The sequence below is a fragment of the Nonomuraea sp. IBHARD001 genome (assembly GCF_056106265.1).
This window is the reverse complement of record NZ_JBWBBW010000002.1, coordinates 437,113-459,663: the sequence shown is the minus strand read 5'-3', so window position 1 is coordinate 459,663 and position 22,551 is coordinate 437,113. Positions and strand designations below refer to the sequence as shown.

Here is a 22,551-nt window from a genome sequence, read left to right as displayed (position 1 = left end):
TGACGCCTCCGCTTTTCTCGGCGCCCCCAGCGACACTGCACGTTCTCAGCGCACCCGCCGTGCCACCAGCACGGTGCCCAGCGATCGCCAGCCCAGCCCGCCGTACAGCAGCCGCCCCTCCGGACTGGCGATCAGCAAGCCGGTGTCGGCGTCGCGGGACAGGGCCTCGGCGACCAGCGTTCCCATGACCACGCGGGCCAGGCCCCTGCGCCGATGCTCGGGCAGGGTGCGTATGTTGTGCGCGACGGCGTCGGCGCCGATCACCACCATCGTGCCCTGGGCGGCCAATGCCCCCGATCGTTCGTCCCTGACGTAGGCATGGAACATGGTGTCCCCGGTGCGCTCCACCTCGACGACGTACGGCGCCGCCGTACGCACCTGCAGGGGTTGATGGTCCTTCAGTGCGACCGTCATGAAGCTCTCCGGATCGCCCACCACGTCCAGCCCGGCCGCCCGGACGAGCTCCGTCACCCCGGCCGCCCGATTGGTGATCACCGTCAGCCAGTCGGCGCCGGGCGAGTGCGCGACCTGGCCCGCGAGTGCCCGCAGCCCTTCGGTGTCGTCGTCGGCGTTCAGCGTGATGATCTCCACATCGCGTTCGGCCTGCCCGAACCGCACATGAAGCGCCCCTCCCGCCTCCCGAGCCGTGCCCACGCCCTTGGCCACACCCCAACCGGCCTGCCAACGCCGTACGAGATCCCCCAGCGCCTCCACCGTCACCAACTCCTCAGCCGCACGACGAGCATCACGCCCCTAGGAACACCGGGCGGACGGCCGATCTTCCGCGCCGCCTATCGCGCGGGCGGCGGAATGCGGGCCGCGATCTGTGCCTGGGCGTGCTCGCAGTCGGCGAAGCTCACCGGGCAGGCCAGGGCGTGCTCGATCAGGTCCTTGGCCGCCTGGGCCCTGGTGATGCGCTCCTGGAGAGCGGCGACGTGCTGCTTGAGCACGTCGCGACGGTTCATCGGGTCGGACGTCGACACGATCGCGTGCAGCTCCCGCAGCCCGAACCCGGCCTCCTTGCCCATGAGGATCAGCGCAACCCTGGTCAGCTCGGCCTCGCCGTAGCGCCGTTGTCCGCCCGCACGCCGTACCGGCTCCAGCAGGCCCCTGTCCTCCCAGTACCGCAGCACGTGGGTGGCCAGGCCGAACCGTTCGGCCAGCTCGCCGATCGTCAGGTCCTGGCTTGACTTCATGTACACATTAAGGGGCACGGTTGGCCGCATGATCAAGCCATCGATCGCGGTCACCCGTATCGTCAACTCCTGCGTTCTGCTCGAGATCGACGGCCATGCGATCCTCACCGATCCCTGGTTCGTCGAACGCTGGTGGCTGCGCCGGGGCGAACCCCTCGGCCTGGCGATCGCCGACCTGCCGCCCCTGACCGCCATCGTCGTCACGAACCTGGCCACCAACCACTGGGACCTGCGCGCCTTACGGATGTTCGCCCGTAGGGAGTGGATCCCGCTGTACGTCCCCGCGCCGCGCATGGCACGCCAGGCCCGGAAGATCGGCTTTCATCGTGCCGAATGCCTGTCCTGGGGGAGTTCGCTGGATCTGGCTCCCGGGTTGTCAATGCACGTCCTGCCGTCCGGGCGCACAGCCTTCTGGCCCAACAACGCCTACGCCTTCCACACGGCGTCCGCCAAGGTGCTCTTCGGGGGCGAGATGGCCGAGGTCGAACCGCTCTCCGGCCATCAGGCCGACCTGGCGCTCCTGCCCGTCAACGGCCTGCGTCCGCTGCTCGGCCCCCGCCTCGTCATGAACCCCGCCCTCGCCGTCTCCGGCGCCACCACCCTCGGCGCCCGCCACCTCATCCCCATCCACGACGCCCACGGCCACGACCCCCTGTCCACCTTCTTCCGCCCAACGGGAACAGCGGCGAACGCCATCGCCCTGGCCACCGGTCTTCCGCTCCAAGTCACTGACCTGCGACCGGGTGACCGCTGGGAACTGCCCCAGAACGGGTGATCCCTGGGAACACCGCAGATCGCATGAACGCCGGGAACTACGGCAACAACTCCGCCAACACCGCACGCAACTCCTCCGGCCGCTCCCGCCAAGGATGGTGCCCGGCCCCGTCCAGTACCCGGAGCCGCCCTCCGGCCTGCCGCTCGGCCAACGCCGCCACCGCGCCGACCGGCCGAGGATCGCCCGCCCCGTGCACGACGAGCACCGGAACCCGCACCCGCACCCCCTCGTACGGCCGCGCGTCCGCCACGAGGCGGCGATTGGCGTCCCAGTTGATCGTGTACGGCACGGCGGCGTCCTGCCGGGCCCACTCCCAGGCGTGCTCGCGATCGGCGTGGTCGGTGAACCAGGCCAGCGTGCGGAACTCCCGCTCCTCCTCGACGGTACGGCTCGCCGCCTCGCCCAGCCTGGCCAGCCGTTCGGCCTGCTCGGCCGTCATCCGCCTGGCCCGCTCGGCCCGGTAGCCCGTACGCCAGTCGCCGATGCCCGTCCCGCAGAGGTACCCCAGCGACGCCACCCGGCCGGGATGCGCCCACGCGTAGGCGAGTGCGAGCGTGGCCCCGAACGAATGCCCGGCGACGACCCACCGCTCGTACCCCCAGTGCCGCCGCAGCCCCTCCAGGTCGGCGACCGCCCGATCGACACATTGGTCGTCCGAGGGGTCGGACCGGCCGCATCCCCGCTGGTCGAAACGGTGCACGACGGTACGTTCACCGAACAGCCCGGCGACCGGCTCCAGGTAGTCCCACAACCCGGGCCCGCCGTGCACCAGCACGACCGCCGCGCCATCCGCCCGGCCGATGCCACCCGAACTGCTGGTCCACAGCCTCACACCGTCGTCCATGGGGACGAAGGCCTCGCCCGTCTCACTCACCGGGCAGGTCGTCCTTGTCGATGACCAGTTCCTCCGGCGGCGGCTGAATGACCACCCTGGAACCCCAGCCGGTGTACCGAAGGTCGGAGGTCTGCCGTGCCACGAAGCCGTCGTTCGTCAGGTGGACGAACACAGCCGCCAGGCGTGTGGCCCTGCCCTTGGCGTCGAACCAGAGCTGCCAGGTGACCTTCTCCTTGCTGCCCGGCCTTCCACCGTAGGGCAGATCGGGCAGATCGGTGATTTTCACGGCGCCCTTGGCCGTCGACCGGCTGACGGAGGTGGCCGAGGCGAGCAGCGTCCGCAGCGTTCCCGGCCGGAAGATGTCGATCTCACCGTCCAGGTACCCGCGGGCGGCGGGCCAGCGCGTCCGCAGCCACGTCTTGCCCAGCGGCAGCTTGGCCACCAGGTCACCGCCGGATCGGTAGAACGCGGACCCGGTCTTGATGAGCAAATGCGGATAGTCGTAGTACGGGCTGATCGTCTGCGTGATCTCGCGGAGCGGCGTGTAGAAGGTGGTGATGTCGTCCACCTCCACCTTTCCGCCCCGGACGAATCCGACCACACGCTTCGCACGCACCGTCAGGGCATGCTTGCCGTTCGTCGTGTGCCGGACGATCGCGGTGACGGTGACGCCCCTGCCCGCCACCATCTGCGTACGAAGCGTCTTGACCGGGTCAGGTGCCGCCGCATGCCCGGGCAAGGGATGAAGCAGCACCAAACCCACCACGAGTACGGCAACCACTGTTCGCATGCGATCTCCTCAGGCCCGGCGACAACGCAAGATCCTCCCAGCAGCTCATCGGGATTCCCATGCCTCACGACGGCGTGCGAACCGCCATCCCAGCACGCCGTACCAGAGCACGACCGGCAGATGCAGCGCGTACCCCACCTGCTCCGCCCCCGCCGACACCCCACCGGCCCCCGCCGCCCACGGCAGCACGACCGAGGCCAGCCCCGACACCGACGCGACCACACCGGCGACACGCATCGCGTACGTCATCGGCAGTACGGCCAGCGCGGCGAGCGTCGCGGCCACCCACAGCAGTCCGGCCAGGTTGACCATCCACTTGGCCGTGAGCAGCACCGCCCACGCCACCGGCGCATCGGGTACGACGGCCAACTGCGTCAACGCCAGATTCCCGGCGTCATGCAGCATCCCCGCCACCCCCGCCGCGGCCAGCAGCCCCCCGAACGGCACCACCGCGCCCGCTCCCCCCGCGATGACCAGCCCAGCGACGAGCAGCCCCAGCCACCCCAGGACATCCAACGCCAACTCCACCATGTGCAGCCCGGCCTGCTCCCGTACGGCCTCCAGCACACCGGCCGGATCGGCCGCATTCAGCGTCAATCCGGATGGCACCACGATCGCCGCACCGGCCATCATGACCACCAGGGACGCCATCAGCAGCACACCGGCAACCCGGTTCGACTCGCTCATGACAGTGGACGCTAAAACCCTTCCCCAGCGACAAGGTCAACCCTCCCCATGAAGGAGCAGCACCGTGTGGCGAATCGGCCAACTGGCCCACATGTCCGGCGTCTCCGAACGCACCCTCCGCCACTACGACAAGATCGGCCTTCTCCGCCCCGCCTCGACAGACACCTCGAACGGCTACCGCCGGTACGGCACGGCCGAACTCACCCGCCTCGAACGCATCCGCGGCCTACGCCGTCTCGGCCTGCCCCTCCGCCTCATCGCCGACCTGCTCGACGCCCCCGACTCCCACGTACGCCAGGCCCTCACCGAGACCATCACCGCCATCCGCCGCGACATCGCCACCCTCACCACCGCCTGCGCGTACGCCGAGGACCACCTCGCCACCCCCATGTCGATCCTCCCCCAGCACACCACCGTGGGCCCCCGCCGCCTGCTGGTACGCCGCCTGCACGTCGCCCACCCCTCCGAACTGGCCGCCGCCTGCACCCCGCCGCCTTCCTCCCTCCTCACCTGGCTGTCCGGCGAGCCGACCGGGCCCTTCAGCGCCGCCGTCACCACCGAACGCCCCGGCGAACACCTGGCCCTTCCCACCCGCGAGGTCGTACGCGCCGTCGTACCGGCATCGGCCGACTCCGCAGGCGACGTGATCCGCGCCGGCCGCGACCTGTTCGCCTGGCTGACCCGCCACGCCCTGACCATCAACGGCCCCACCGTCGAGGACCACTTCCCCTCCCCCGACAACACCCACATCACCGTCCTCGAAGCCCCCGTACGCAGTGCCGCACCTCCACCCGAAAACGCCTTCGCACCAGGCGCGATGGCGACCACCCATCGACGTGACGAGCCTTGACCCCAGCGAAACCCCGCAGTCACTACCGTCCGGAATTTGCGCACAGCACGCCTTGACCCGATGCCATCCCCTCCTTCAATCGATCAAGAACATCCCCTTCGGAACGGAGTCGAATGCGGTCCTTATCGAAGACGAATTCACCTGGACCCCACCTCGCGAACCACCCGGACGAGCCGGCGCCTGAGCGCGTTGGCCGGCACGCTGGCCATGACGGCCGGCCTGCTCACCGCCACGGCACCCCCGGCCTCGGCCGCGGACCCGATCACCGACCTCAAGGTGACCCGCAACGACTACGCCAGGGACGGCGACGTGACCGTCGGCGGCGGCAAGGTGTTCGTCGCCCTGTACGACCACATCGCCGTCGCCAACACCCAGGGGGCACTCATCGGCGAAATCACCGGCCTCAGGTGAGGTCCCGCAGCCAGGAAGCGATCGCCACTCCGATGTGATCGGGAGCGTCCTCCTGAACCATATGGCCACCCGTAATCGTGACGTGTGCTTGATTCGGCCACGTCCGGGCGACGGCTCGGTGTGCTTCGAACATCGTTCCCGGAACAGCCTCGATGAACAGTTTGGGAATCGGAGACTCCGCGAGCCATGCCGCATAACGCGTGATGACATCGTGGACATCGCGCGGCTCGCCCGCGACGGGCACCTCACGCGGCCAGGTCAACGTCGGCCTGCGTGACTCGCCAGGCTCCGCGTAGGGGCGGCGGTAAACGGCCATCTCAGCCTCAGACAGCCCTCGCAGCACTTGTGCGGGCAAGACATGGTCGACAAAGAAGTTCCGATCGAGAACCATCTCCTCACCCGCGTCGGAGCGAATCGCCTGAAAGAACTGAATCGCAGACTCAGGCCAATCGCTCCACGAGGTGATCGGCGCCACGAACGCCTCCATGTAAGCGATACCCCGCACCGCGGAAGGATGGCGGTACGCCCAATCGAACCCCAGAGCCGACCCCCAGTCCTGCAGCACCAAGACCACCCGCTCCCGTACGCCGAGGGCCTGGAGGAACGCGTCGAGGTAACGCCGGTGCTCGACGAATCGGTACGAGCCCGGCCCACTGGCAGGGAGTTTCGCGGAATCGCCCATCCCGATCAGATCAGGGGCGATACAACGCCCCTTGCCCGCCAGGTGCGGGATCACATTCCGCCAGACGTACGACGAAGTCGGGTTACCGTGAAGAAAGACAATCGGATCACCCTCCCCTTCTTCGACGTAGGCCATTTCAAGCCCGCCTATCTCAATACGACGCTTCCGAAACGACTCCTCAGACGAGATCATTACACTCCTATTGGAAATGCCGATTATCGATATGGTCGGAGTAGAGCCCATGGATGGCTGCCGGCCCAGCTTTCCCGCAAGCCCCTTCAGAGTTCTTGCATTCGACAGAGAGCTACGTATCGATTGCTTGTTCAGACGCTCCGTAACGTCGCGTGCGCGGAACTGTTCAGTCGAGTACGCCTTTCTCCAGCCGAGCACACATCCCGCGCAGCCGCAAACCGATCGGCCCGCCGTCAGTAGCAATCAAATCGTCCACAAAACCCATCCAACGTGACTACGTCTCGCCAGCCGCTCCCCGCAGTCAGGGAGTTTCAGCGCTTCACGAGATCCATACATCGCCAAATGCACAGGTACTTCGCGAATCCCTGATTTCGTAAGCTCTAGCTGCAGTCCGAGATTCTGCGGCATACCCTGGGTCTTGCCACAAGACCCCCTGGGGGCCATACTCTGCGACCACTGTCAGCCTGGCCTCGTGCCCGTCCTGGCCAAGCATCGCGAACTTGATCCGGCTGGCACCACCGCCGACGGCACGGTGTCCCAGCGCATCGCCACGATGGCCGACTTGCTGAACCCTTACAGCGTCCGTGCGGTGCAGGGGTCCCTGACGCAGGTATGGCACGCGGGGCCGAGCTCAGGCGCCCACGCCGGGAGTACATCTGCTTACAAGGACCTGCTGCTTCGGCAGTGGGCTCACATGCTCGGCTACCGTGGCCACTTCTCCACCAAGTCCCGCCACTACTCGATCAGGCTCGGAGGCCTACGGCAGGCACGTGCCGACTCCGAGCCGAACAAGCCCGCGTCCTGACCAGCGTGACGCTCCCCGCCGAGATACTCACGGTTGCCGAGTGGCGCTTCGCGGGAAGCGGCCTCCGCAACGGTGAGCCCTTCTGGGCAGAGGTAGCGCGACAACGCATCGGCACTGCTCGGCGGATCGCGCGCCAACAAGAGACCGGCGCTACCTGACCATGGCGGAGTGCGCGGCCGGCACCCATGCGAAGCACCCGAAGGGCCGCGTGACGGTGAGGGCCGGTAGTGCACGGCCGAGTATCCGGCTCGCTGGAATGCTCTGATACGGCTGGCTAGGATCACGCCATATGGAACCCACCGCCGGTGTCCTCTACGTCATCGTGTGCGCAGCGCCTCCGGCTGCCGACCTCCACAACCTTGTCGGCCTGGCTCAGAACGTCGGTTGGACGGTCCACGTGGTGACGACACCGATGGGTGAGCGGTTCGCGAACGTGCCCGAACTGGAGGGGCTGACGAGAGACCAGGTTCGGAGCACCTACCGGCTGCCCGGCGAACCCAAGGGGCTGCCTCCCGCGGATGCCGTGATCGTGGCTCCCGCCACGTTCAACACGATCAACAAGTGGGCCACCGGCATCGCCGACAACTTCGCCGTCGGTCTCCTCTGCGAGCTCATGGGCTTCGGCGTGCCGATCTTGGCAGTCCCGATGCTCAAGACGGCACTCGCGCAACACTCGGCCTTCGTGCGCAACGTGGAAGCGCTCCGAGACATGGGCGTCCGGGTCATGTTCGATCCCGATGCCCCTTCGGATGCGCGCATGCCATCCTGGGAACAGGTGATGGATGAGCTGCAAGCCGTAGTCGGGGGGCGACAGGCGCAAGAGTGATGCCATGGATGCCCGGCGAGAGATCGGCGAGAAGATCGCCCGTGCCCGCCGTCGTCGGGGTCTGGCGCAAGCCGTACTCGCTGGCCTGGTTGGCCGATCGGAGAGCTGGCTCAGCCAGGTGGAGCGCGGGCAGCGGGACGTGAACAACCACGGGGTCATCACCGCGCTGACCGAGATTCTCGGCCTGACTGTCGAAGACCTGACCACCAAGCAGAACACCGCCATGACCCGCTATGAAGCTGCGGCCGGGATCAAGCAAGCCATGTTGGGCTACGACGGCCTCTCTGCACTGATCGACCGCAGGCTTGTGGGCGGCTCGGTCGAGAGCATCACGTGGCTGAGACACGAAATCCGCCAGGCAAACCGTCTCTACCAGGCGACGCGATACGAAGAAGCAGGCAGGCACCTCCCCCACCTGATCGTCGCAACCGAGCTGGGCTCGCGGCACGCCCCCTTGGCAGACCGGCGCGCGTACCACTCCTTGCGCGCGCTCACCTACCACTGCACAACCACAACGCTCCGCCGAGTGGGAGAGCCTGAACTCGCCTGGGTAGCAGCAGACCGATCGTTGGCTGCGGCCCAAGAGGCGGAACGCCCGCTGCTGGCCGCCGTAAGCGCCTATCGGCTGGGATATGTGCTGGTTCGGCTACGCGAGATCGGCAGGGCTCTTGAAGTGGTCCTCACCGCCGCTGAAGCACTCAACAAGATCGCAACCCCTCGATCCTTGCCGGTCCTCGGCGGCCTCTACCTCGTCGCCGTAACAGCTGCGGCAGCTGCCTACGACCAGGCCGGGGTAGTCCACCATCTCGCCCAAGCGCGCGAGGTCGCCGAGATCCTCGACGGGGATCGAAACGACTTCTGGACCGCGTTCGGGATGACCAATGTGATCATCCACGAAGTCTCAGCGGCGGCTGATTCGGGCAACGCACGCGGGGCCATCACAGCAAGCGAGCGGCTCGACCTCACCACCTTGGCTCCCGGTCTGATCGGCCGCCGATCCCAAGTCCACCTCGATCTGGCACGGGCCTACGCGGCGCAGCGCAAAGACGCAGCTTCGGTCAACATGCTCCTTGAGGCAGAGCTCCTCTCCCCTGAACTCGTCAGGTACGGCGGACGCCCCCGCGATCTGCTGGCCCGACTTCTCAAGCGAGAGCACCGCGCCAGCACTCCGCAACTTCGCCCCTTGGCTCGCCGAGCAGGCATCATCTGACCCGCACTTTTGTGCGGCTTCCTTTACTCCACAAGAGTGCGGGGTTCGCTGACTCTGACGGCCTACGGTGCTTCCTGACGCGCGATAGCGCAGGTCAGGAGGCCAATCGTGCTGGTGATGGAGCCGCAACCTCAGCTGCCCTCGCAGGCACTCAACGCAGCCCAGGACCTTCAACACGCGCTGGACCGCCACGCAATCCCCACCGACGTGAACGACGGCTACGGCCTCGCAGTGCTGTCTGCCTGGTCGGGTCTGCTCGTCTGGTGCGATGAGCGCATCTATTGGTGGCGCACAGGCTGGGCCCCCAAGAGCAAGCGGGCGATCTACGCCTGGCATCCAACCCTGGAGCCGGTCCGATCCGCTCGTCGTGTGGCGCTGCGATACGCCGACCTGCGTGCCTCGCGCACCTTCTCGGGCACCGAGGAACCAGCATGTCGATGACCGCTGGTGAGCTGGCCAGAGAGTTCCCCGGCTGGGAGATCCAGGATGCCGCAGGCGGTGGCTGGTATGCACTCCGTGCCGTCCCTGTCCCGCAGCACACTGGTCTGTCGAACATCCGGTGCGGGCGAACCCTGGAGGAACTCAGCAAGCACCTGGCGGCCGAAACCCAACGATCTCTTCGCGCGAACAGACTACGAGGCGTGGTCTGAAAGGATCACGAACCGACACCCATGGTGCTCGATGGAAACTTGACCCGGAGCACAGGGCCGCCAGGCCAGAGCACCGGAAGCGGGACGGCAGAGCTCTTCAAGGCATAGGAAGCCTGCTGCTCGGAACCGACCGCCCGTGTGCGGCGGCGGGCGCGTACGGCCCCCAAGGCCGCATGCACAAGCCCGCCTGGCCGCTACGCGGGCGGTCTGACCCGAGGCAAGCGCAGCGAGCCCTTGACCCTGTAGAGAAGATTGTCGCCGCAGCTACTGAGGGTTACGAGCCTGGCGCTTAAGAGGAGCCGCCCAGAAGCCACTGATCGTAGTCGGCCTGGATCAACTCCAGGCCGTTCACCCGATCATCGCGATCGGCGAAGAACCGCTCAAACGCTAGGAACAGCGCCTCGACGGCAACAGCGTTCTGTTCCTCATTCGTCGGCCAGAAACCGGGTCTGCTCGCCGAGTCGGGGAAGGCGAGCATGAGAACCAGGGCCTGCCAGACAAGGTTGTTACCCCCGCCGACCTGGACGATCAGCCACTCCCTGAACCCTTGCATCAGGGTGCCGTCACTGCCTTGCGTCGAACCCCGCGATGTACGTGGTGAACAGCCGATATGAGCCGTCCAAGCCGTCCATCCCCGGACGGATACGAATGCTCTCCAAGTGCTCGCGGGGTTCTTGCGGAAACCTGGACTCAGGCTTCACCAGACGTCAGCCCCACCGGACAGGCGACCCCCGTCCCCCCGATCCCGCAGTACCCCCCCGGATTCTTGTACAAATACTGCTGGTGATACTCCTCCGCGAAGTAGAAAGGCCCCGCCGCCCCGATCTCCGTGGTGATCGGCTCGTAGCCGGCGCCCTCCAGCACCCCCTGATACGCGTCACGGGAAGCGAGCGCGGACTTCTCCTGCGCCTCCCCGTGCGTGTAGACGGCCGACCGGTACTGCGTGCCCACGTCGTTGCCCTGGCGCATCCCCTGGGTGGGGTCGTGTGCCTCCCAGAACACCCGCAGCAGCTCCTCGTAGGAGACCTTCGACGGGTCGAAGACGACGCGGACGACCTCGGTGTGACCGGTCAGGCCGCTGCACACCTCCTCGTAGGTGGGGTTCTCGGTGTAGCCGCCCTGGTAGCCGACGGCTGTCGTCACGACGCCGGGGGTCTGCCAGAACTTGCGCTCGGCGCCCCAGAAACAGCCGAGGCCGAAGTCGGCGATCTGGGTGCCGTCGGGGTACGGCGGGGCCAGGGGCGCGTCGAGTACGACGTGCCTGGCGGGTACGGGGATCGGTGTGTCGCGCCCGGGGATCGCCTCCTCGGGACTCACCATCGATGTCTTGTTTCGACCGAACAACCAACCCATGGTCCACCTCCATCGTGCCCAACACCCGACGACCGCACAGTGTTCCAGGACCCTCGAAGCGCCCCCGGAGCATCCCCAATATGTAAGCGCAGCTTAACTGTCCCATAAACTGATACGTTGTTGTACTAACTCAAGACAGCAGTCAAAATAGGCTTTATGCCTGAACAGCGAATCGGTGTCCTCTACGGCCTGGCCGCCTATGTCATGTGGGGACTCTTCCCCCTGTACTGGCCGCTGCTCCAGCCGTCGGGGCCGTTCGAGATCGTCGCGCACCGGATCGCCTGGTCTCTGGTGGCCGTCGTGGCCGTGCTGGCCGTACGGCGGCATTGGGGGTGGTTCAGGGCGCTGGTCAGGCAGCCGAAGAAGATGGGGCTGCTGGCGCTGGCGGCGGTGCTGATCACGGTGAACTGGGGCACCTACATCTACGGGGTCAATACCCATCACGTGGTGGAGAGCGCGCTCGGCTACTTCATCAACCCGCTGGTCAGCGTCGTGTGCGGGGTGATGCTGCTCAAGGAGAGGCTGCGGCCGTTGCAGTGGGCGGCGGTCGGGTTCGGGCTGCTGGCCGTGCTGGTGCTGACGCTCGACTACGGGCGGCTGCCGTGGATCGCGCTGACACTGGCCGCCAGCTTCGGCGTGTACGGACTGGTGAAGAAGGTCGCCAATGTGGGCGCGGCCGAGAGCATGACGGTCGAGACGCTGATGCTGCTCGGACCGGCACTCGCCTATCTCGTCTACCTGGGCGGCACCGGACAGAGCACGTTCGGCAACCAGGGCCCGGGACACGCGCTGCTGCTCGCCGGCGCCGGCGTGATCACGGCGGTGCCGCTGCTGCTGTTCACCGCCTCGGCCATCCGGGTGCCGCTCAGCACGGTCGGCCTGCTGCAGTACATCGCGCCGATCCTGCAGTTCCTGTGCGGCGTGTTCATCGCCAAGGAGACGATGCCGCCCAGCCGCTGGATCGGCTTCTCGATCGTGTGGCTCGCCCTGGCGGTGTTCACCTACGACGGCCTGCGTACGGCCAGGCAGAGTCGTATGGCCTCGATCGCACAGACCGAGACCGTCACAGCCAGCTGAGCCGAAAGTCGCATTGTTTGCCTGGTCAACAGGGGGAGGGCAAACAATGGGGACATCGATAGATCTGATGACGCAAGGCATTTCGCCTCCTTCCGTGCCCGGGCCGGTCCCGGGCCGTACGAAAGGCAGTCATCGGTGAACCTCGTGAGAATCACAGCAACCGCAGCCCTCACGGGCGCCATGCTCTTCAGCTCGACCGCGGTAGGCGCCGCGACCGCGACCACAACCGCCGCCGAGGCGGGCGGCTGGGCACCGGCGTGTGTGAAGCGCTACGTCAACACCGGCTCCATCAACCAGACCGCCTACGCCGTGAACCACTGCGGCTGGGGCTACTACCTGCGCATCATCTGGAAGCACGGTGCCGACAGCACCTGCAGCTGGGTGCCTGCGGGGAAGACGAAGCGGCACACCGTCCCCATCGTCCCCCGCTCGTTCCACGGTGTGAGGGACTGCGGCTGACGTTCTGACCGCAATCTCTGGGATCCTCGAAAGCCCAAGGGCAGCCGAGGATCCCAGAGATCACATACGGGAGGAGCGCCGTGGGCGCCGGACGGCCGGAGAAGCCGCTGAACCCGGACGACGGTCCCGTCGCGCTGTTCGCGTCCGAGCTGCGAAGCCTGCGTGAGGCGGCGGGCAAGCCGAAGCTGAAGCGGATGGCCGCCTCGGCCGGGTGCTCCACGACCGTGCTGTCGCAGGCGATGGGCGGCGAGCGCCTGCCGAGCGCGGCGACCACCGAGGCGTTCGTACGCGCGTGCGGCGGCGACGCCATCGTGTGGGAGCGGCGCAGACAGCGTGCGGTGGCCGAGTGCGCCGAGCTCGCGGCGGGCGAGAACGGCTCCGGCCCGTACCAGGGACTGGCCGCGTTCGACCGGGCCGACGCCGCCAGGTTCTTCGGGCGGACCGAGCTGGTGGCCGAGCTCGGCCGGCGGTTACGCGCCAGGGGGTTCGTGGCGCTGTTCGGCTCGTCCGGCTGCGGCAAGACCTCGCTGCTGCACGCCGGTCTGCTGGCCTCGATCCGCGAGCCCGCCCTCTGCCTCACCCCGGGCGCCTTCCCTGCCGCCCGGCTGGAGGAGGCACTGTCGGACGAGCGGCCCGCCGTCCTGGTGGTCGACCAGTTCGAGGAGATGTTCACCCTGTGCGAGGACAGGGCGGAGCGTGGGACGTTCGTCGAGCGACTGGTCGGGCTGCCGCCCGAGGTGAAAGTGGTCATCGCCGTACGCGCCGACTTCTACGGCCGATGCGCCGAGCACAGGCCGCTGGACGAGGCTCTGCGTGACGCGGGCGTCCTGGTCGGCCCGATGACCAGGGACGAGCTCAGGCAGGCGGTCGTCGGTCCCGCGAGCAGGGCGGGCGTGAAGGTGCAGCGTGAGCTCACCACCGCCGTCCTCGACGACATGGCCGCCGAGCCGAGCGCGCTGCCGCTGATGTCGCACGCCCTGCGCGAGACCTGGCGACTGAGCAGGCGGACGAAGTTCCTCACCCTGCGCACCTACGAGGAGCTCGGCCGGATCCAGGGAGCGATAGCCACAACGGCCGAACTCATGTACGGCGAGCAAACCCCGGAGCAGGCGGCAATCACCCGAAAGACACTGCTGCGCCTGATCACACCGGGCGAACGGGAGGCCGACACCCGCCGCCCAGCCACCATGGCCGAGCTGAACCCGCGCGAAGACCCCGACACCGCCCACGTCCTGGACCAGCTGCTCGCCGCCCGCCTGCTCACCTCGCACGCCGATCGGGTGGAGCTGGCCCACGAGGCGCTGATCACCTCGTGGCCGAGGTTGCGCGCCTGGGTCGACGACGACAGGGAGCGTCTGCGCCAGCAGCACCTGCTGACCCAGGCGACCAGGACCTGGACCGAGCACGACCACGACCCCGGCGTCCTGTACCGAGGCGCCCGCCTCGCCGCCGCCGAGTGCCTGCTGCCCGGAGACGACCTGACCGAGCGGGAGCGGGCATTCTTGTTGGCCTGCCGGGCGAACGCCAGGGCGAAGGCCAGGCGCAGGACGACGGTCCTGGCGGCGCTGGTCCTGCTGTCGGTGGTGGCAGCCGCCGGAGGGGCGGTGGCGTTGCGCCAAGCGGCGCTGGCCACCTCACGTCTGGAGGCCATCGCCTCCAGGCTGGCTGCCGAGCGCGCCGCGGACCTGCGCACGAGCGACCCGCGTACGGCACGGCGGCTGAGCGTGGCCGCGTGGCTGCTGGCGCCGACCGTGGAGGCGAGGGGCGCACTACTGGACTCGCTCGCCGATCCGGCGCTGGACGTCTTCACCGACCCGGCCGTCGCGCCTGGCTCCCTGCTGTCCCTGAGCGCTGACGGCAGGAAGGCGGCCACGTTCACCCCCGGCCGCCCCTCGGGCACGATCACGGTCTACGATCTGGCGAGCGAACGTCCGATCGGCCGCTCCTCCTGGCGACAGGGCGGCGTCGTGCAGGCCATGGCCTGGCGTCCCGACGGCCGAGCGCTCGCCCTTGCCGACGCCTCGGGCCTGTATGTCGTTCCGGGCGACGGCCGTACGTTCGCCCTGAAGCCCGGGGCCGTGCCGCTGACCGCATGGCGTGGGCGGGTGCCGTCGCGGGTGGAGGAGCCGATCCGCTTCAGCGCCAGTGGCAGGCTGCTCATCCTCAGCAGCGAGAACACCGAGGTGCTCGACGCCGCGACCGGCGCCAGGGTCAGTTCCAGGAACGTCGAGGCGATCGCCCCTGGGGACAGGCTGGCCGTCACCGTGCCCGCCTTCTCCTCCTTCGACCCGCCGGTCGCGTCGAGCGCCGACGCCCACCGCAAGGTCGAGCCCGGGTTCGCGTCGTTCGCGTGGACGGAGACCGAGCCGCTCACCGAACTGCTCGATCTGACCAAGGCCACCGAGGTGGCGATGCCCCGCCTGCCGGAGGAGGCGACGTCCGCCGCGTTCAGCCCGGACGGCGCCCTGCTGGCCGCCTCCGACCACGATCGCACCCGCGTGTACGACACCGCCACCGGCCGCGAGCACCACTCCTCCGCGGGTCCAGCCCTGCGGCAGCTCGCCTTCTTCCCCGACGGCCGGCACCTGGTGGGCTCGACCCCTGAGGGGGAGCTGGAGGTGCGGCGCGTGAAGGACGGCGTCAAGTTGCTGTCGGTCGACCCCTCTCCCCTCGACACCACCTACACCCCGCGTATCTCGCCCGACGGAGCCCTGCTGCGTGTCAAGGGCGCTCACGGCACCGTGCACACCTATGACCTGACCGATGTGCTCACCGCGCCGGTCGTCGGCCCCGGTGGTTCGGCCCGCTACCTCAGCCGGGACGGCGCCCTGCTCCTGGTCGTGCACAACGGCCACGCCAGGCTGTGGAACGTCGCCGCCCGCGCCCCCTCCGGCCCGCCGATCCCCCTGCCCGCCTCGGGCGGGCAGCCCCACGGCGCCGCCTTCCGCCCCGACGGCAGGGTGCTCGCGCTCTTCCACGGGTCCTCCCCCGCCATCACGCTGTGGGACACCGCAACCTCCGCCCGCATCGCCCTGCTGCACACCGGGACCTCCGGCGTACGGCAGGCCGCCTTCTCACCCGACGGAGGCGTGCTCGCCGTGGGCCACGACACCGGTGTGGAGCTGTGGGACACCGCGCAAGGCGTGCGGACCAGGTGGGTGCCCAGCACGAGCGGTGACGTGCTGGCGTTCACCGGCGACGGACACGCGCTCTACGCCGGGCGGGGCGGCACCGGGCATCTGATCGACGTGGCCTCCGGCCGTGCTCGGCCGGTGCGTCCCGGCCCGTGGGCCCATGACGGCCTGGCGTTCGCGCCCGCCGCCCCGTACGCGATCACAGGGGACGGGCAGGGCCAGGTGACGTTCTGGGACGGGAGGCTGCAGGAGCGGGTGAGTCCGCCTCGGCAGGCGCACAGGATGGGCGTGGTCGCGGTCGCCGACGGGCCGATGCCGGCCAGCGTCGGAAGCGACGGAACGGTACGGCTGTGGGACTGGCCGGCGCTGGGGCCGGTCGGCGCCGCGTTCGCCCGGCAGGAGGACGTGCCGGTCGTCGCGGTCTCGGCGAGCACGCTCACCCTGTCCTACCACGACGGCACGCTCGTCACCCTGCCGCTGGCTCCCGGGGCGGCCGTCGCCGTGATCTGCGCGACCGACGGCGACCTGCGAGAGCGCGAGTGGTCACACCATCTGCCTGGCACACCCTTTCGCCGCCTGTGCGGGAGCGGAGGCCTCGCTCAGCCCGAGCGCTCCAGCACGTAGTCGCACAGGGCGTAGAAGGCCGCCCTGGCCGGGATGTCGGGCAGGCCAGCCAGGTCGCGGCGGGCGCGGTCGACCCAGGAGAGGAGTTCGGCGCGAGCCCTGGCCATGGCGGCGTCGCCGCGCAGGAGGGTCAGCGCCTCCTCCACGTCCTGCTCGGCCACGGGACCGCTGACCAGCGTCTTGAGCCGCGACTCGCCTGGCGCCGCGAGCGCGTACAGGACGGGAAGTGTGCGGATGCCTTCGCGCAGGTCGGTGCCGGGCGTCTTGCCCGACTCGGTCGAGGACGACGCCACGTCCAGCAGGTCGTCGCCGAGCTGCCAGGCCACCCCGATGGCCTCACACGCACTGCTGAGCCGCTCGACGACATCGGGCGAGGCTCCGGCCAGCACACCGCCGAAACGGCCGGAGGCGGCGATCAGGGAGCCCGTCTTGTCGGCGAGCACGCGGATGTAGTGGTCGACGGGGTCGACGCCGGGGCGGGGGCCGACGGTCTCGCGGATCTGCCCCTGGACCAGGCGCGAGAACGTCGTCGCCTGGATCCTGATCACCTCGGCGCCGAGGTCGGAGAGGATCTCCGACGCCTGGGCGAACAGATAGTCGCCCGTGAGGATGGCCACGGTGTTGTCCCACCGGGCGTTGGCCGAGGGCGAACCCCGGCGTACGGGGGCCTCGTCCATCACGTCGTCGTGGTAGAGCGACCCGAGGTGGGTCAGCTCGATGACGACGGCGCCGGGCACGACCCCCGGCGCCGTCGCGTCGCCGAACTGGGCGGCGAGCAGCACCATCATGGTGCGGAAGCGCTTGCCACCCGCCTCGATGAGATGGCGGGACACCTCCGTGACGAAGGTGTCCTCGCTCTCCACCGACTCCCTGAGGAGCTTTTCGACGGCGGCCAAGCCTTGAGCCACGTCCTGCGCCAACCGCTCGTCGACGATGGGCAGGTCAACAACAGGTGGCGCGGCCATTCAGAAACCCCTTAACGGATGAACAAGGTAGACGCAGCCTTGTCGGCGATGTCCAGCACGGGCTGCGGGAAGACCCCGAGTCCTACCGTAACCGCTGCCGCCAGAGCGATGACCGCCGCGGTGCCCACAGAGGGCATGGCGATGGTCGGGCCGTCGGGCGCCGGGTCGCTGAAGAACATCAGCACGATGACCCTGACGTAGAAGAACGCGGCGATGGCCGACGTCACCACGCCGACGACGACCAGCGGGGTGGCCCCACTGGAGACGGCGGCGGTGAACACGGCGTACTTCCCGAAGAAACCGCTGGTCAGCGGGATGCCCGCGAAGGCCAGCAGGAAGAACGCGAAGATACCCGCGAGTACCGGCGACCGCTTGCCGAGACCGGCCCAGCGCGACAGGTGCCCCGCCTCGCCGCCCGCGTCGCGCACCATCGTGACCACGGCGAACGCGCCGATCGTCGAGATGCCGTACACGAGGAGATAGAACATGATCGCTGAGAGCGAATCGGCGTTCTGCGCGGCGGCGGTCTCGACGACCTGACCGTTAGGTCCGAGCTTGTCGTCGTTCGTAGCGACAACGCCGATGAGCAGGAAGCCCGCGTGCGCGATCGACGAGTAGGCCAGCATGCGCTTGATGTCCGTCTGGGTGATCGCCAGGATCGCACCGACGATCATCGTCAGGATCGCGACGCCCCACATGACCGGACGCCAGTCCCAGTCCAGGTTGCCGAGGCCGACCCAGAACACACGCAGCAGCGCGCCGAAGGCGGCCACCAGCGTGCCCGACGCCATGAGCGCGGTGATCGGCGTGGGCGCACCCTGGTACACGTCGGGCTTCCAGGCCTGGAACGGCGCAGCGCCGATCTTGAAGAACAGGCCGACGCCCATGAGGCCGAGACCGGCCAGCAGGAGCGTGTCCATGCCGCCGACCGTGGCCAGCGCCGCGTTGATCTTCACCAGGTCGACCGAACCGGCGAAGCCGTACATCAGCGCCATGCCGTACAGGAAGAACGCCGAGGAGAACGCGCCGAGCAGGAAGTACTTCATCGACGCCTCCTGCGACAGCAGGCGGCGGCGACGGGCCAGGCCGCACAGCAGGTACAGCGGCAGCGACATGACCTCGAGGCCGACGAACATGATCAGCAGGTCGTTGGCCGAGGCGAACAGCAGCATGCCACCCACCGCGAACAGGACCAGCGGGTAGATCTCGGTGTGTCCCGCGCCCTCGATCTCGGCCCGCTCCTCGTCCGCACTGCCGGGTACGGCGGCGGCCGAGGCGACGAAGTGGTCCTCGTCGTTGACCAGCAGGACGCTGACGAAGGCCATCACGAGGATGATGCCCCAGAAGAACAGGGCGGGCCCGTCGACCGCGACCGCGCCCATCGCCGACGGCGTGGTCGGCGCGCCCGACCTGATCGCCTGGAAGATCACCAGAACGAACGCGCCGAGCAGGCTCAGCAGCGTCAGCGGGACATGGATCGACTTGCGCAGGTACCGGGGCGCGAACGCCTCGATGAGCACGCCGACGACGGCCGCGGCGAACACGACCAGCATCGGCGCGAGCGTGCCGTACTCGATGACCGGCGGGTCCAGCGGATTCACTGGCCTGCCTCCTTCTCAGCGATGGCCGGGGTGAACGTGTCCACCTTCACGTTGGAGAGCGTGTGCTCAACCGCGGGGTTGATCACGTCGAGCAGGGGCTTGGGGAAGAAGCCGAACCCGATGATCAGTGCGATCAGCGGCGCGACCACCCACTTCTCCCGCCCGTTGAGGTCGGTGAAGCTCTTGACCGACTCGCTCGTCGGGCCGTTGATGGCCCGCTGGTACATCCACAGGATGTAGACCGCGGCGAGCACGACGGCCGTGGCCGCCAGGATCGCCGGCAGCGCGTAACGCTCGAACGTCCCGATCATCACCATGAACTCGGAGACGAACGACGACAGCCCGGGAAGCGAGAGCCCGGCCAGACCGGCGATGAGGAAGGCCCCGGCCAGCACCGGCGCGACCTTCTGCACACCCCCGTAGTCGGCGATGTACGGCGAACCGCGCCGCGCGATGAGGAAGCCCGCGACCAGGAACAGCGCGCCGGTAGCGAAGCCGTGGTTGACCATGTACAGCGCCGCCCCGGCCTGAGCGTCGGCGGTCATCGCGAACACGCCCATGGCGATGAAGCCGAAGTGCGAGATCGAGGTGTAGGCGATGAGGCGCTTCATATCGGTCTGGCCGATGGCCACGATCGCGCCGTAGATGATGCCGACCACCGAAAGCACGATGACCAGCGGCGTGAAGTACTTCGAGGCGTCCGGGAACAGCTCGATGCAGAAACGCAGCATGCCGTACGTGCCGACCTTGTCCAGCACGCCGACCAGCAGGACGGCCGCACCGGCGGGAGCCTGCGCGGCGGCGTCGGGCAGCCAGGTGTGGAAGGGCCACAGCGGCGCCTTGACGGCGAAGGCGATGAAGAAGCCGGCGAACAGCCACTTCTGCGTCGTCGGGTCCTCGATCACGCCGATCAGCTCGGGGAACATGAACGTGCCCTTGGCCGCGACGACGTACAGCCCGATGACGGCCACCAGCATGAGCAGGCCGCCGAACAGCGAGTACAGCAGGAACTTCACGGCCGCGTAGGACCGCTGGGCGCCGCCGTAGGAGCCGATCATGAAGTACATCGGGATCAGCATGGCTTCGAAGAAGACGTAGAACAGGAAGATGTCGGTCGCCGCGAAGACGCCGATCATCATCGCCTCCAGCACCAGCAGGAGCGCGAAGTACGTCTTCACCGAGCGCTTGGGCGTGATGACCGCGCCCTCGGCCGTCTTGGCGCCATCGGCGTCGTGCCAGGAGGCCAGCACCACGATCGGCACGAGTACGGCCGACAGTGCGATCAGCGTGAGCGCGATGCCGTCGACGCCGAGCCCCCAGTGCACCCCGAAGCTCGGGATCCAGTCATAGGTCTCGACGAACTGGAACCTGTCGCCCTTCGGACTGAAGCCGACAGCCATGGCCAGCGTGAGTCCCAGGACGATCAGCGAGACCAGCAGGGTGAGCTGCTTGGCCAGCTTGTCGTTGCCCTTGGGGACGAGGGCCACTCCCACGGCGCCCAGGACGGGCACCGCTATGAGGATGGAAAGCCAGGGCATCACAGGTTCCCTACGAGAAGCAGAGCGCCGGCGACCACGGCGGCGCCGAGCAGGATGGACAACGCATACGTCCGGGCGAAACCGGTCTGGATCCGGCGCAACCGGCCCGACGTCCCGCCGATCGCCGCGGCCAGCCCGTTGACCAGGCCGTCGATGCCGCGGTTGTCGAAGAACACGGCGAACCTGGTCAGCCACTGGCCGGGACGCATGAACAGCGACTCGTTGAGCGCGTCGCCGTACAGGTCACGCCTGGCGAAGGTGGTCAGGAAGGAACCACGCGGCGCGACGACGGGGACGGCGGCCCTGCCGTAGCGCACCCACGCGAACGCGGCGCCGACGGCCACCAGGGCCAGCGAGCCCAGCGCGACGGGGGTGGTGCTGAACACGTGCCACTCGGGCTGGCGCTCGGGCAGGCCGACGGCCGGTGCGAGGAAGTGCATGAACCTGTTGTTCTGCACCAGGAAGAAGCCCAGCACGACCGCGCCGACCGACAGCAGCATGAGCGGGACCGTCATGACGGCGGGCGACTCGTGCGGGTGTGCGTCCTTGTCCCAGCGCTTGTCGCCGAAGAAGGTCATGAAGACCATGCGCGACATGTAGAAGCCGGTGATGCCCGCGCCGAGAATGGCCAGCCAGCCCATCCAGGCGCCGTGCTCCATGGCCGTCTCGATGATCCCGTCCTTGGTGTAGAACCCGGACAGGAACGGGAAGCCGATGATGGCCAGGTAGCCGACCATGAACGTGGCGAAGGTGATCGGCATGGCCTTGCGCAGGCCGCCGTACTTGCGCATGTCCACTTCGTCGTTCATGGCGTGCATGACCGAACCGGCGCCGAGGAACATGTCGGCCTTGAAGAAGCCGTGCGCGATGAGGTGCGCGATGGCGAAGGCGTAGCCGGCCGGGCCGAGACCCGCGCCCAGCATCATGTAGCCGATCTGCGACATCGTCGAGCCGGCCAGGCCCTTCTTGATGTCGTCCTTGGCGCAACCGATGATCGCACCGGCCAGCAGCGTGGCCACACCGACGATGGTGACGACCAGCGAGGCGGTGTCGGAGGCCTGGAAGAAGGCGCCGGAGCGCACGACCAGGTAGACACCGGCGGTGACCATGGTGGCGGCGTGGATGAGGGCCGAGACCGGGGTCGGGCCCTCCATCGCGTCCAGCAGCCAGGACTGCAGCGGCAGCTGGGCGGACTTGCCGCACGCGCCGAGCAGGAGCAGCAGGCCGACCGCGGTCGTCGTGGCCGACGAGGCCTCGCCGACCTTGCCGAGCACGTCGCCGAACGCCAGTGAGCCGAACGTCGTCCACATCACGAACATGCCGATGAGCAGGCCGAGGTCGCCGACGCGGTTGACGATGAACGCCTTCTTGGCCGCGGTCGCCGCCGACGGCTTGAACTGCCAGAACCCGATCAGCAGGTACGACGCGAGACCCACGCCCTCCCAGCCGATGAACAGGCCCAGGTAGTTGTCCGACAGCACCAGCAGCAACATGGCCGCGACGAACAGGTTCAGATAGGAGAAGAACCTGCGCCTGTCGCTGTCGTGCGACATGTAGCCGATCGAGTAGATGTGGATCAGCGATCCGACACCGGTGATCAGCAGGGCGAAGCTGATCGACAGCGGGTCGATCAGCAGCCCCATGTCGGCCATGCCGGGGATGAACTCGTACAGGAAGACCGACTGCCTGCGCGAGGCCTCGTCAAGTCCGAGGATCTGCAGGAAGGCCAGCACCGCCACGACGAACGAGCCAAGCGAGAGCGCGGTGCCGAGCAGGTGACCCCAGCGGTTGGTACGGCGGCCGCCCAGCAGCAGGATCGCGGCGCCGACCAGCGGCAGCACGATCATCAGCCAGGAGACCCCGATCGCTCCGCCGGAGTTCGGGATGATCT

Annotated in this window: 22 protein-coding genes; 10 read left to right on the top strand and 12 right to left on the bottom strand. The window is 68.3% G+C overall.

Translation table 11 applies throughout. The features are described from left to right. Window positions 1-45: 45 nt before the first annotated feature. Together ACTWNK_RS04280 and ACTWNK_RS04275 are read right to left on the bottom strand one after the other, a co-directional pair. A complete protein-coding gene (locus tag ACTWNK_RS04280) occupies window positions 46-720 on the bottom strand; it encodes a hypothetical protein (RefSeq protein ID WP_474302194.1) in 675 nt (224 codons plus the stop codon). Window positions 721-791: 71 nt separating this feature from the next. Next, the gene (locus tag ACTWNK_RS04275) at window positions 792-1,196 is read right to left on the bottom strand and encodes a MerR family transcriptional regulator (RefSeq protein ID WP_474302193.1); all 405 of its coding nucleotides are present in this window, start codon (window positions 1,194-1,196) and stop codon (window positions 792-794) included. A gap of 28 nt (window positions 1,197-1,224) precedes the next feature. Between ACTWNK_RS04275 and ACTWNK_RS04270 the strand changes: the two genes are divergently transcribed. Beyond that, window positions 1,225-1,971 carry an MBL fold metallo-hydrolase gene (locus ACTWNK_RS04270; protein ID WP_474302192.1) on the top strand — a complete coding sequence of 249 codons (747 nt, stop codon included), beginning with the start codon at window positions 1,225-1,227 and terminating at the stop codon, window positions 1,969-1,971. Window positions 1,972-2,008: 37 nt separating this feature from the next. Here ACTWNK_RS04270 and ACTWNK_RS04265 read toward each other — a convergent pair whose 3' ends face one another. Genes ACTWNK_RS04265 through ACTWNK_RS04255 form a run of 3 tightly spaced genes read right to left on the bottom strand, consistent with a single transcriptional unit; the run spans window position 2,009 to window position 4,283 of the window. Further along, window positions 2,009-2,845 (bottom strand): alpha/beta fold hydrolase, encoded by an 837-nt coding sequence (locus ACTWNK_RS04265; RefSeq protein WP_474302191.1) that lies wholly within the window; start codon window positions 2,843-2,845, stop codon window positions 2,009-2,011. Continuing rightward, entirely contained in the window at window positions 2,838-3,596 is a 759-nt protein-coding gene (locus ACTWNK_RS04260) for a hypothetical protein (RefSeq protein ID WP_474302190.1), read from the bottom strand. The genes ACTWNK_RS04265 and ACTWNK_RS04260 overlap by 8 nt, the downstream gene beginning before the upstream one ends. Window positions 3,597-3,641: 45 nt before the next feature. Next, entirely contained in the window at window positions 3,642-4,283 is a 642-nt protein-coding gene (locus ACTWNK_RS04255) for a hypothetical protein (RefSeq protein ID WP_474302189.1), read from the bottom strand. Window positions 4,284-4,347: 64 nt separating this feature from the next. On the opposite strand from ACTWNK_RS04255, the gene ACTWNK_RS04250 reads away from it, so the two are divergent. Beyond that, window positions 4,348-5,133, top strand: a complete 786-nt coding sequence (locus tag ACTWNK_RS04250) for a MerR family transcriptional regulator (RefSeq protein ID WP_474302188.1) — start codon at window positions 4,348-4,350, stop codon at window positions 5,131-5,133. Window positions 5,134-5,322: 189 nt separating this feature from the next. Further along, the gene (locus tag ACTWNK_RS04245) at window positions 5,323-5,544 is read left to right on the top strand and encodes a hypothetical protein (RefSeq protein ID WP_474302187.1); all 222 of its coding nucleotides are present in this window, start codon (window positions 5,323-5,325) and stop codon (window positions 5,542-5,544) included. On the opposite strand, the gene ACTWNK_RS04240 is transcribed toward ACTWNK_RS04245, so the two are convergent. After that, window positions 5,537-6,418 (bottom strand): haloalkane dehalogenase, encoded by an 882-nt coding sequence (locus tag ACTWNK_RS04240; RefSeq protein WP_474302186.1) that lies wholly within the window; start codon window positions 6,416-6,418, stop codon window positions 5,537-5,539. The genes ACTWNK_RS04245 and ACTWNK_RS04240 overlap by 8 nt on opposite strands. Before the next feature lie 472 nt (window positions 6,419-6,890). Here ACTWNK_RS04240 and ACTWNK_RS04235 point away from each other — a divergent pair, with 472 nt between their 5' ends. The 4 genes from ACTWNK_RS04235 (at window position 6,891) to ACTWNK_RS04220 (ending at window position 9,700) form a co-directional block, all read left to right on the top strand. Next, window positions 6,891-7,223 (top strand): replication initiator, encoded by a 333-nt coding sequence (locus tag ACTWNK_RS04235; RefSeq protein WP_474302185.1) that lies wholly within the window; start codon window positions 6,891-6,893, stop codon window positions 7,221-7,223. Between the two features lie 289 nt (window positions 7,224-7,512). Continuing rightward, window positions 7,513-8,049, top strand: coding sequence for a flavoprotein (locus ACTWNK_RS04230; protein ID WP_474302184.1), 537 nt, complete (start codon window positions 7,513-7,515; stop codon window positions 8,047-8,049). Between the two features lie 4 nt (window positions 8,050-8,053). Then, window positions 8,054-9,259 carry a helix-turn-helix domain-containing protein gene (locus tag ACTWNK_RS04225; protein WP_474302183.1) on the top strand — a complete coding sequence of 402 codons (1,206 nt, stop codon included), beginning with the start codon at window positions 8,054-8,056 and terminating at the stop codon, window positions 9,257-9,259. Window positions 9,260-9,367: 108 nt separating this feature from the next. Then, window positions 9,368-9,700: a hypothetical protein gene (locus ACTWNK_RS04220; RefSeq protein WP_474302182.1), complete on the top strand. Its 333-nt coding sequence runs from the start codon at window positions 9,368-9,370 to the stop codon at window positions 9,698-9,700. A 498-nt stretch (window positions 9,701-10,198) separates the two neighbouring features. Here the strand turns inward: ACTWNK_RS04220 and ACTWNK_RS04215 are convergent, their stop codons facing one another. After that, window positions 10,199-10,462, bottom strand: a complete 264-nt coding sequence (locus ACTWNK_RS04215; protein WP_474302181.1) for a hypothetical protein — start codon at window positions 10,460-10,462, stop codon at window positions 10,199-10,201. Window positions 10,463-10,599: 137 nt separating this feature from the next. Continuing rightward, window positions 10,600-11,262 carry a peptide-methionine (S)-S-oxide reductase MsrA gene (gene msrA, locus ACTWNK_RS04210; RefSeq protein ID WP_474302180.1) on the bottom strand — a complete coding sequence of 221 codons (663 nt, stop codon included), beginning with the start codon at window positions 11,260-11,262 and terminating at the stop codon, window positions 10,600-10,602. Between the two features lie 156 nt (window positions 11,263-11,418). Between msrA and rarD the strand changes: the two genes are divergently transcribed. The 3 genes from rarD to ACTWNK_RS04195 all read left to right on the top strand — a co-directional run bounded on the left by rarD (window position 11,419) and on the right by ACTWNK_RS04195 (window position 16,556). Then, window positions 11,419-12,339: an EamA family transporter RarD gene (rarD, locus tag ACTWNK_RS04205; protein WP_474302179.1), complete on the top strand. Its 921-nt coding sequence runs from the start codon at window positions 11,419-11,421 to the stop codon at window positions 12,337-12,339. A 144-nt stretch (window positions 12,340-12,483) separates the two neighbouring features. After that, window positions 12,484-12,798, top strand: a complete 315-nt coding sequence (locus tag ACTWNK_RS04200; protein ID WP_474302178.1) for a hypothetical protein — start codon at window positions 12,484-12,486, stop codon at window positions 12,796-12,798. A gap of 80 nt (window positions 12,799-12,878) precedes the next feature. Continuing rightward, window positions 12,879-16,556 carry a WD40 repeat domain-containing protein gene (locus ACTWNK_RS04195; RefSeq protein WP_474302177.1) on the top strand — a complete coding sequence of 1,226 codons (3,678 nt, stop codon included), beginning with the start codon at window positions 12,879-12,881 and terminating at the stop codon, window positions 16,554-16,556. Here ACTWNK_RS04195 and ACTWNK_RS04190 read toward each other — a convergent pair. The 4 genes from ACTWNK_RS04190 to nuoL are packed head-to-tail and all read right to left on the bottom strand — an operon-like array spanning window position 16,532 to window position 22,507. Continuing rightward, entirely contained in the window at window positions 16,532-17,521 is a 990-nt protein-coding gene (locus ACTWNK_RS04190) for a polyprenyl synthetase family protein (protein WP_474302176.1), read from the bottom strand. The two genes, ACTWNK_RS04195 and ACTWNK_RS04190, sit on opposite strands and share 25 nt — an antisense overlap. An 11-nt stretch (window positions 17,522-17,532) precedes the next feature. Then, a complete protein-coding gene (gene nuoN, locus ACTWNK_RS04185; protein ID WP_474302175.1) occupies window positions 17,533-19,122 on the bottom strand; it encodes an NADH-quinone oxidoreductase subunit NuoN in 1,590 nt (529 codons plus the stop codon). Then, on the bottom strand, window positions 19,119-20,660 hold the full coding sequence (locus ACTWNK_RS04180; RefSeq protein ID WP_474302174.1) for an NADH-quinone oxidoreductase subunit M: 1,542 nt from the start codon (window positions 20,658-20,660) through the stop codon (window positions 19,119-19,121). Before ACTWNK_RS04180 ends, nuoN begins: the two co-directional genes overlap by 4 nt. Then, on the bottom strand, window positions 20,660-22,507 hold the full coding sequence (gene nuoL, locus ACTWNK_RS04175; protein ID WP_474310825.1) for an NADH-quinone oxidoreductase subunit L: 1,848 nt from the start codon (window positions 22,505-22,507) through the stop codon (window positions 20,660-20,662). The genes ACTWNK_RS04180 and nuoL overlap by 1 nt, the downstream gene beginning before the upstream one ends. Between the last annotated feature and the right edge of the window lie 44 nt (window positions 22,508-22,551).

What these genes read in the sequence shown, in the direction of transcription:
- ACTWNK_RS04275 (WP_474302193.1), bottom strand. Translation starts at nt 1,196, where the DNA reads ATGAAGTCAAGCCAGGACCTGACGATCGGCGAGCTGGCCGAACGGTTC.
- ACTWNK_RS04270 (WP_474302192.1), top strand. Translation starts at nt 1,225, where the DNA reads ATGATCAAGCCATCGATCGCGGTCACCCGTATCGTCAACTCCTGCGTT.
- ACTWNK_RS04260 (WP_474302190.1), bottom strand. Translation starts at nt 3,596, where the DNA reads ATGCGAACAGTGGTTGCCGTACTCGTGGTGGGTTTGGTGCTGCTTCAT.
- ACTWNK_RS04255 (WP_474302189.1), bottom strand. Translation starts at nt 4,283, where the DNA reads ATGAGCGAGTCGAACCGGGTTGCCGGTGTGCTGCTGATGGCGTCCCTG.
- ACTWNK_RS04240 (WP_474302186.1), bottom strand. Translation starts at nt 6,418, where the DNA reads ATGATCTCGTCTGAGGAGTCGTTTCGGAAGCGTCGTATTGAGATAGGC.
- ACTWNK_RS04230 (WP_474302184.1), top strand. Translation starts at nt 7,513, where the DNA reads ATGGAACCCACCGCCGGTGTCCTCTACGTCATCGTGTGCGCAGCGCCT.
- ACTWNK_RS04225 (WP_474302183.1), top strand. Translation starts at nt 8,054, where the DNA reads ATGGATGCCCGGCGAGAGATCGGCGAGAAGATCGCCCGTGCCCGCCGT.
- ACTWNK_RS04215 (WP_474302181.1), bottom strand. Translation starts at nt 10,462, where the DNA reads ATGCAAGGGTTCAGGGAGTGGCTGATCGTCCAGGTCGGCGGGGGTAAC.
- msrA (WP_474302180.1), bottom strand. Translation starts at nt 11,262, where the DNA reads ATGGGTTGGTTGTTCGGTCGAAACAAGACATCGATGGTGAGTCCCGAG.
- rarD (WP_474302179.1), top strand. Translation starts at nt 11,419, where the DNA reads ATGCCTGAACAGCGAATCGGTGTCCTCTACGGCCTGGCCGCCTATGTC.
- ACTWNK_RS04190 (WP_474302176.1), bottom strand. Translation starts at nt 17,521, where the DNA reads ATGGCCGCGCCACCTGTTGTTGACCTGCCCATCGTCGACGAGCGGTTG.
- ACTWNK_RS04180 (WP_474302174.1), bottom strand. Translation starts at nt 20,660, where the DNA reads ATGCCCTGGCTTTCCATCCTCATAGCGGTGCCCGTCCTGGGCGCCGTG.
- nuoL (WP_474310825.1), bottom strand. Translation starts at nt 22,507, where the DNA reads ATGATCGTGCTGCCGCTGGTCGGCGCCGCGATCCTGCTGCTGGGCGGC.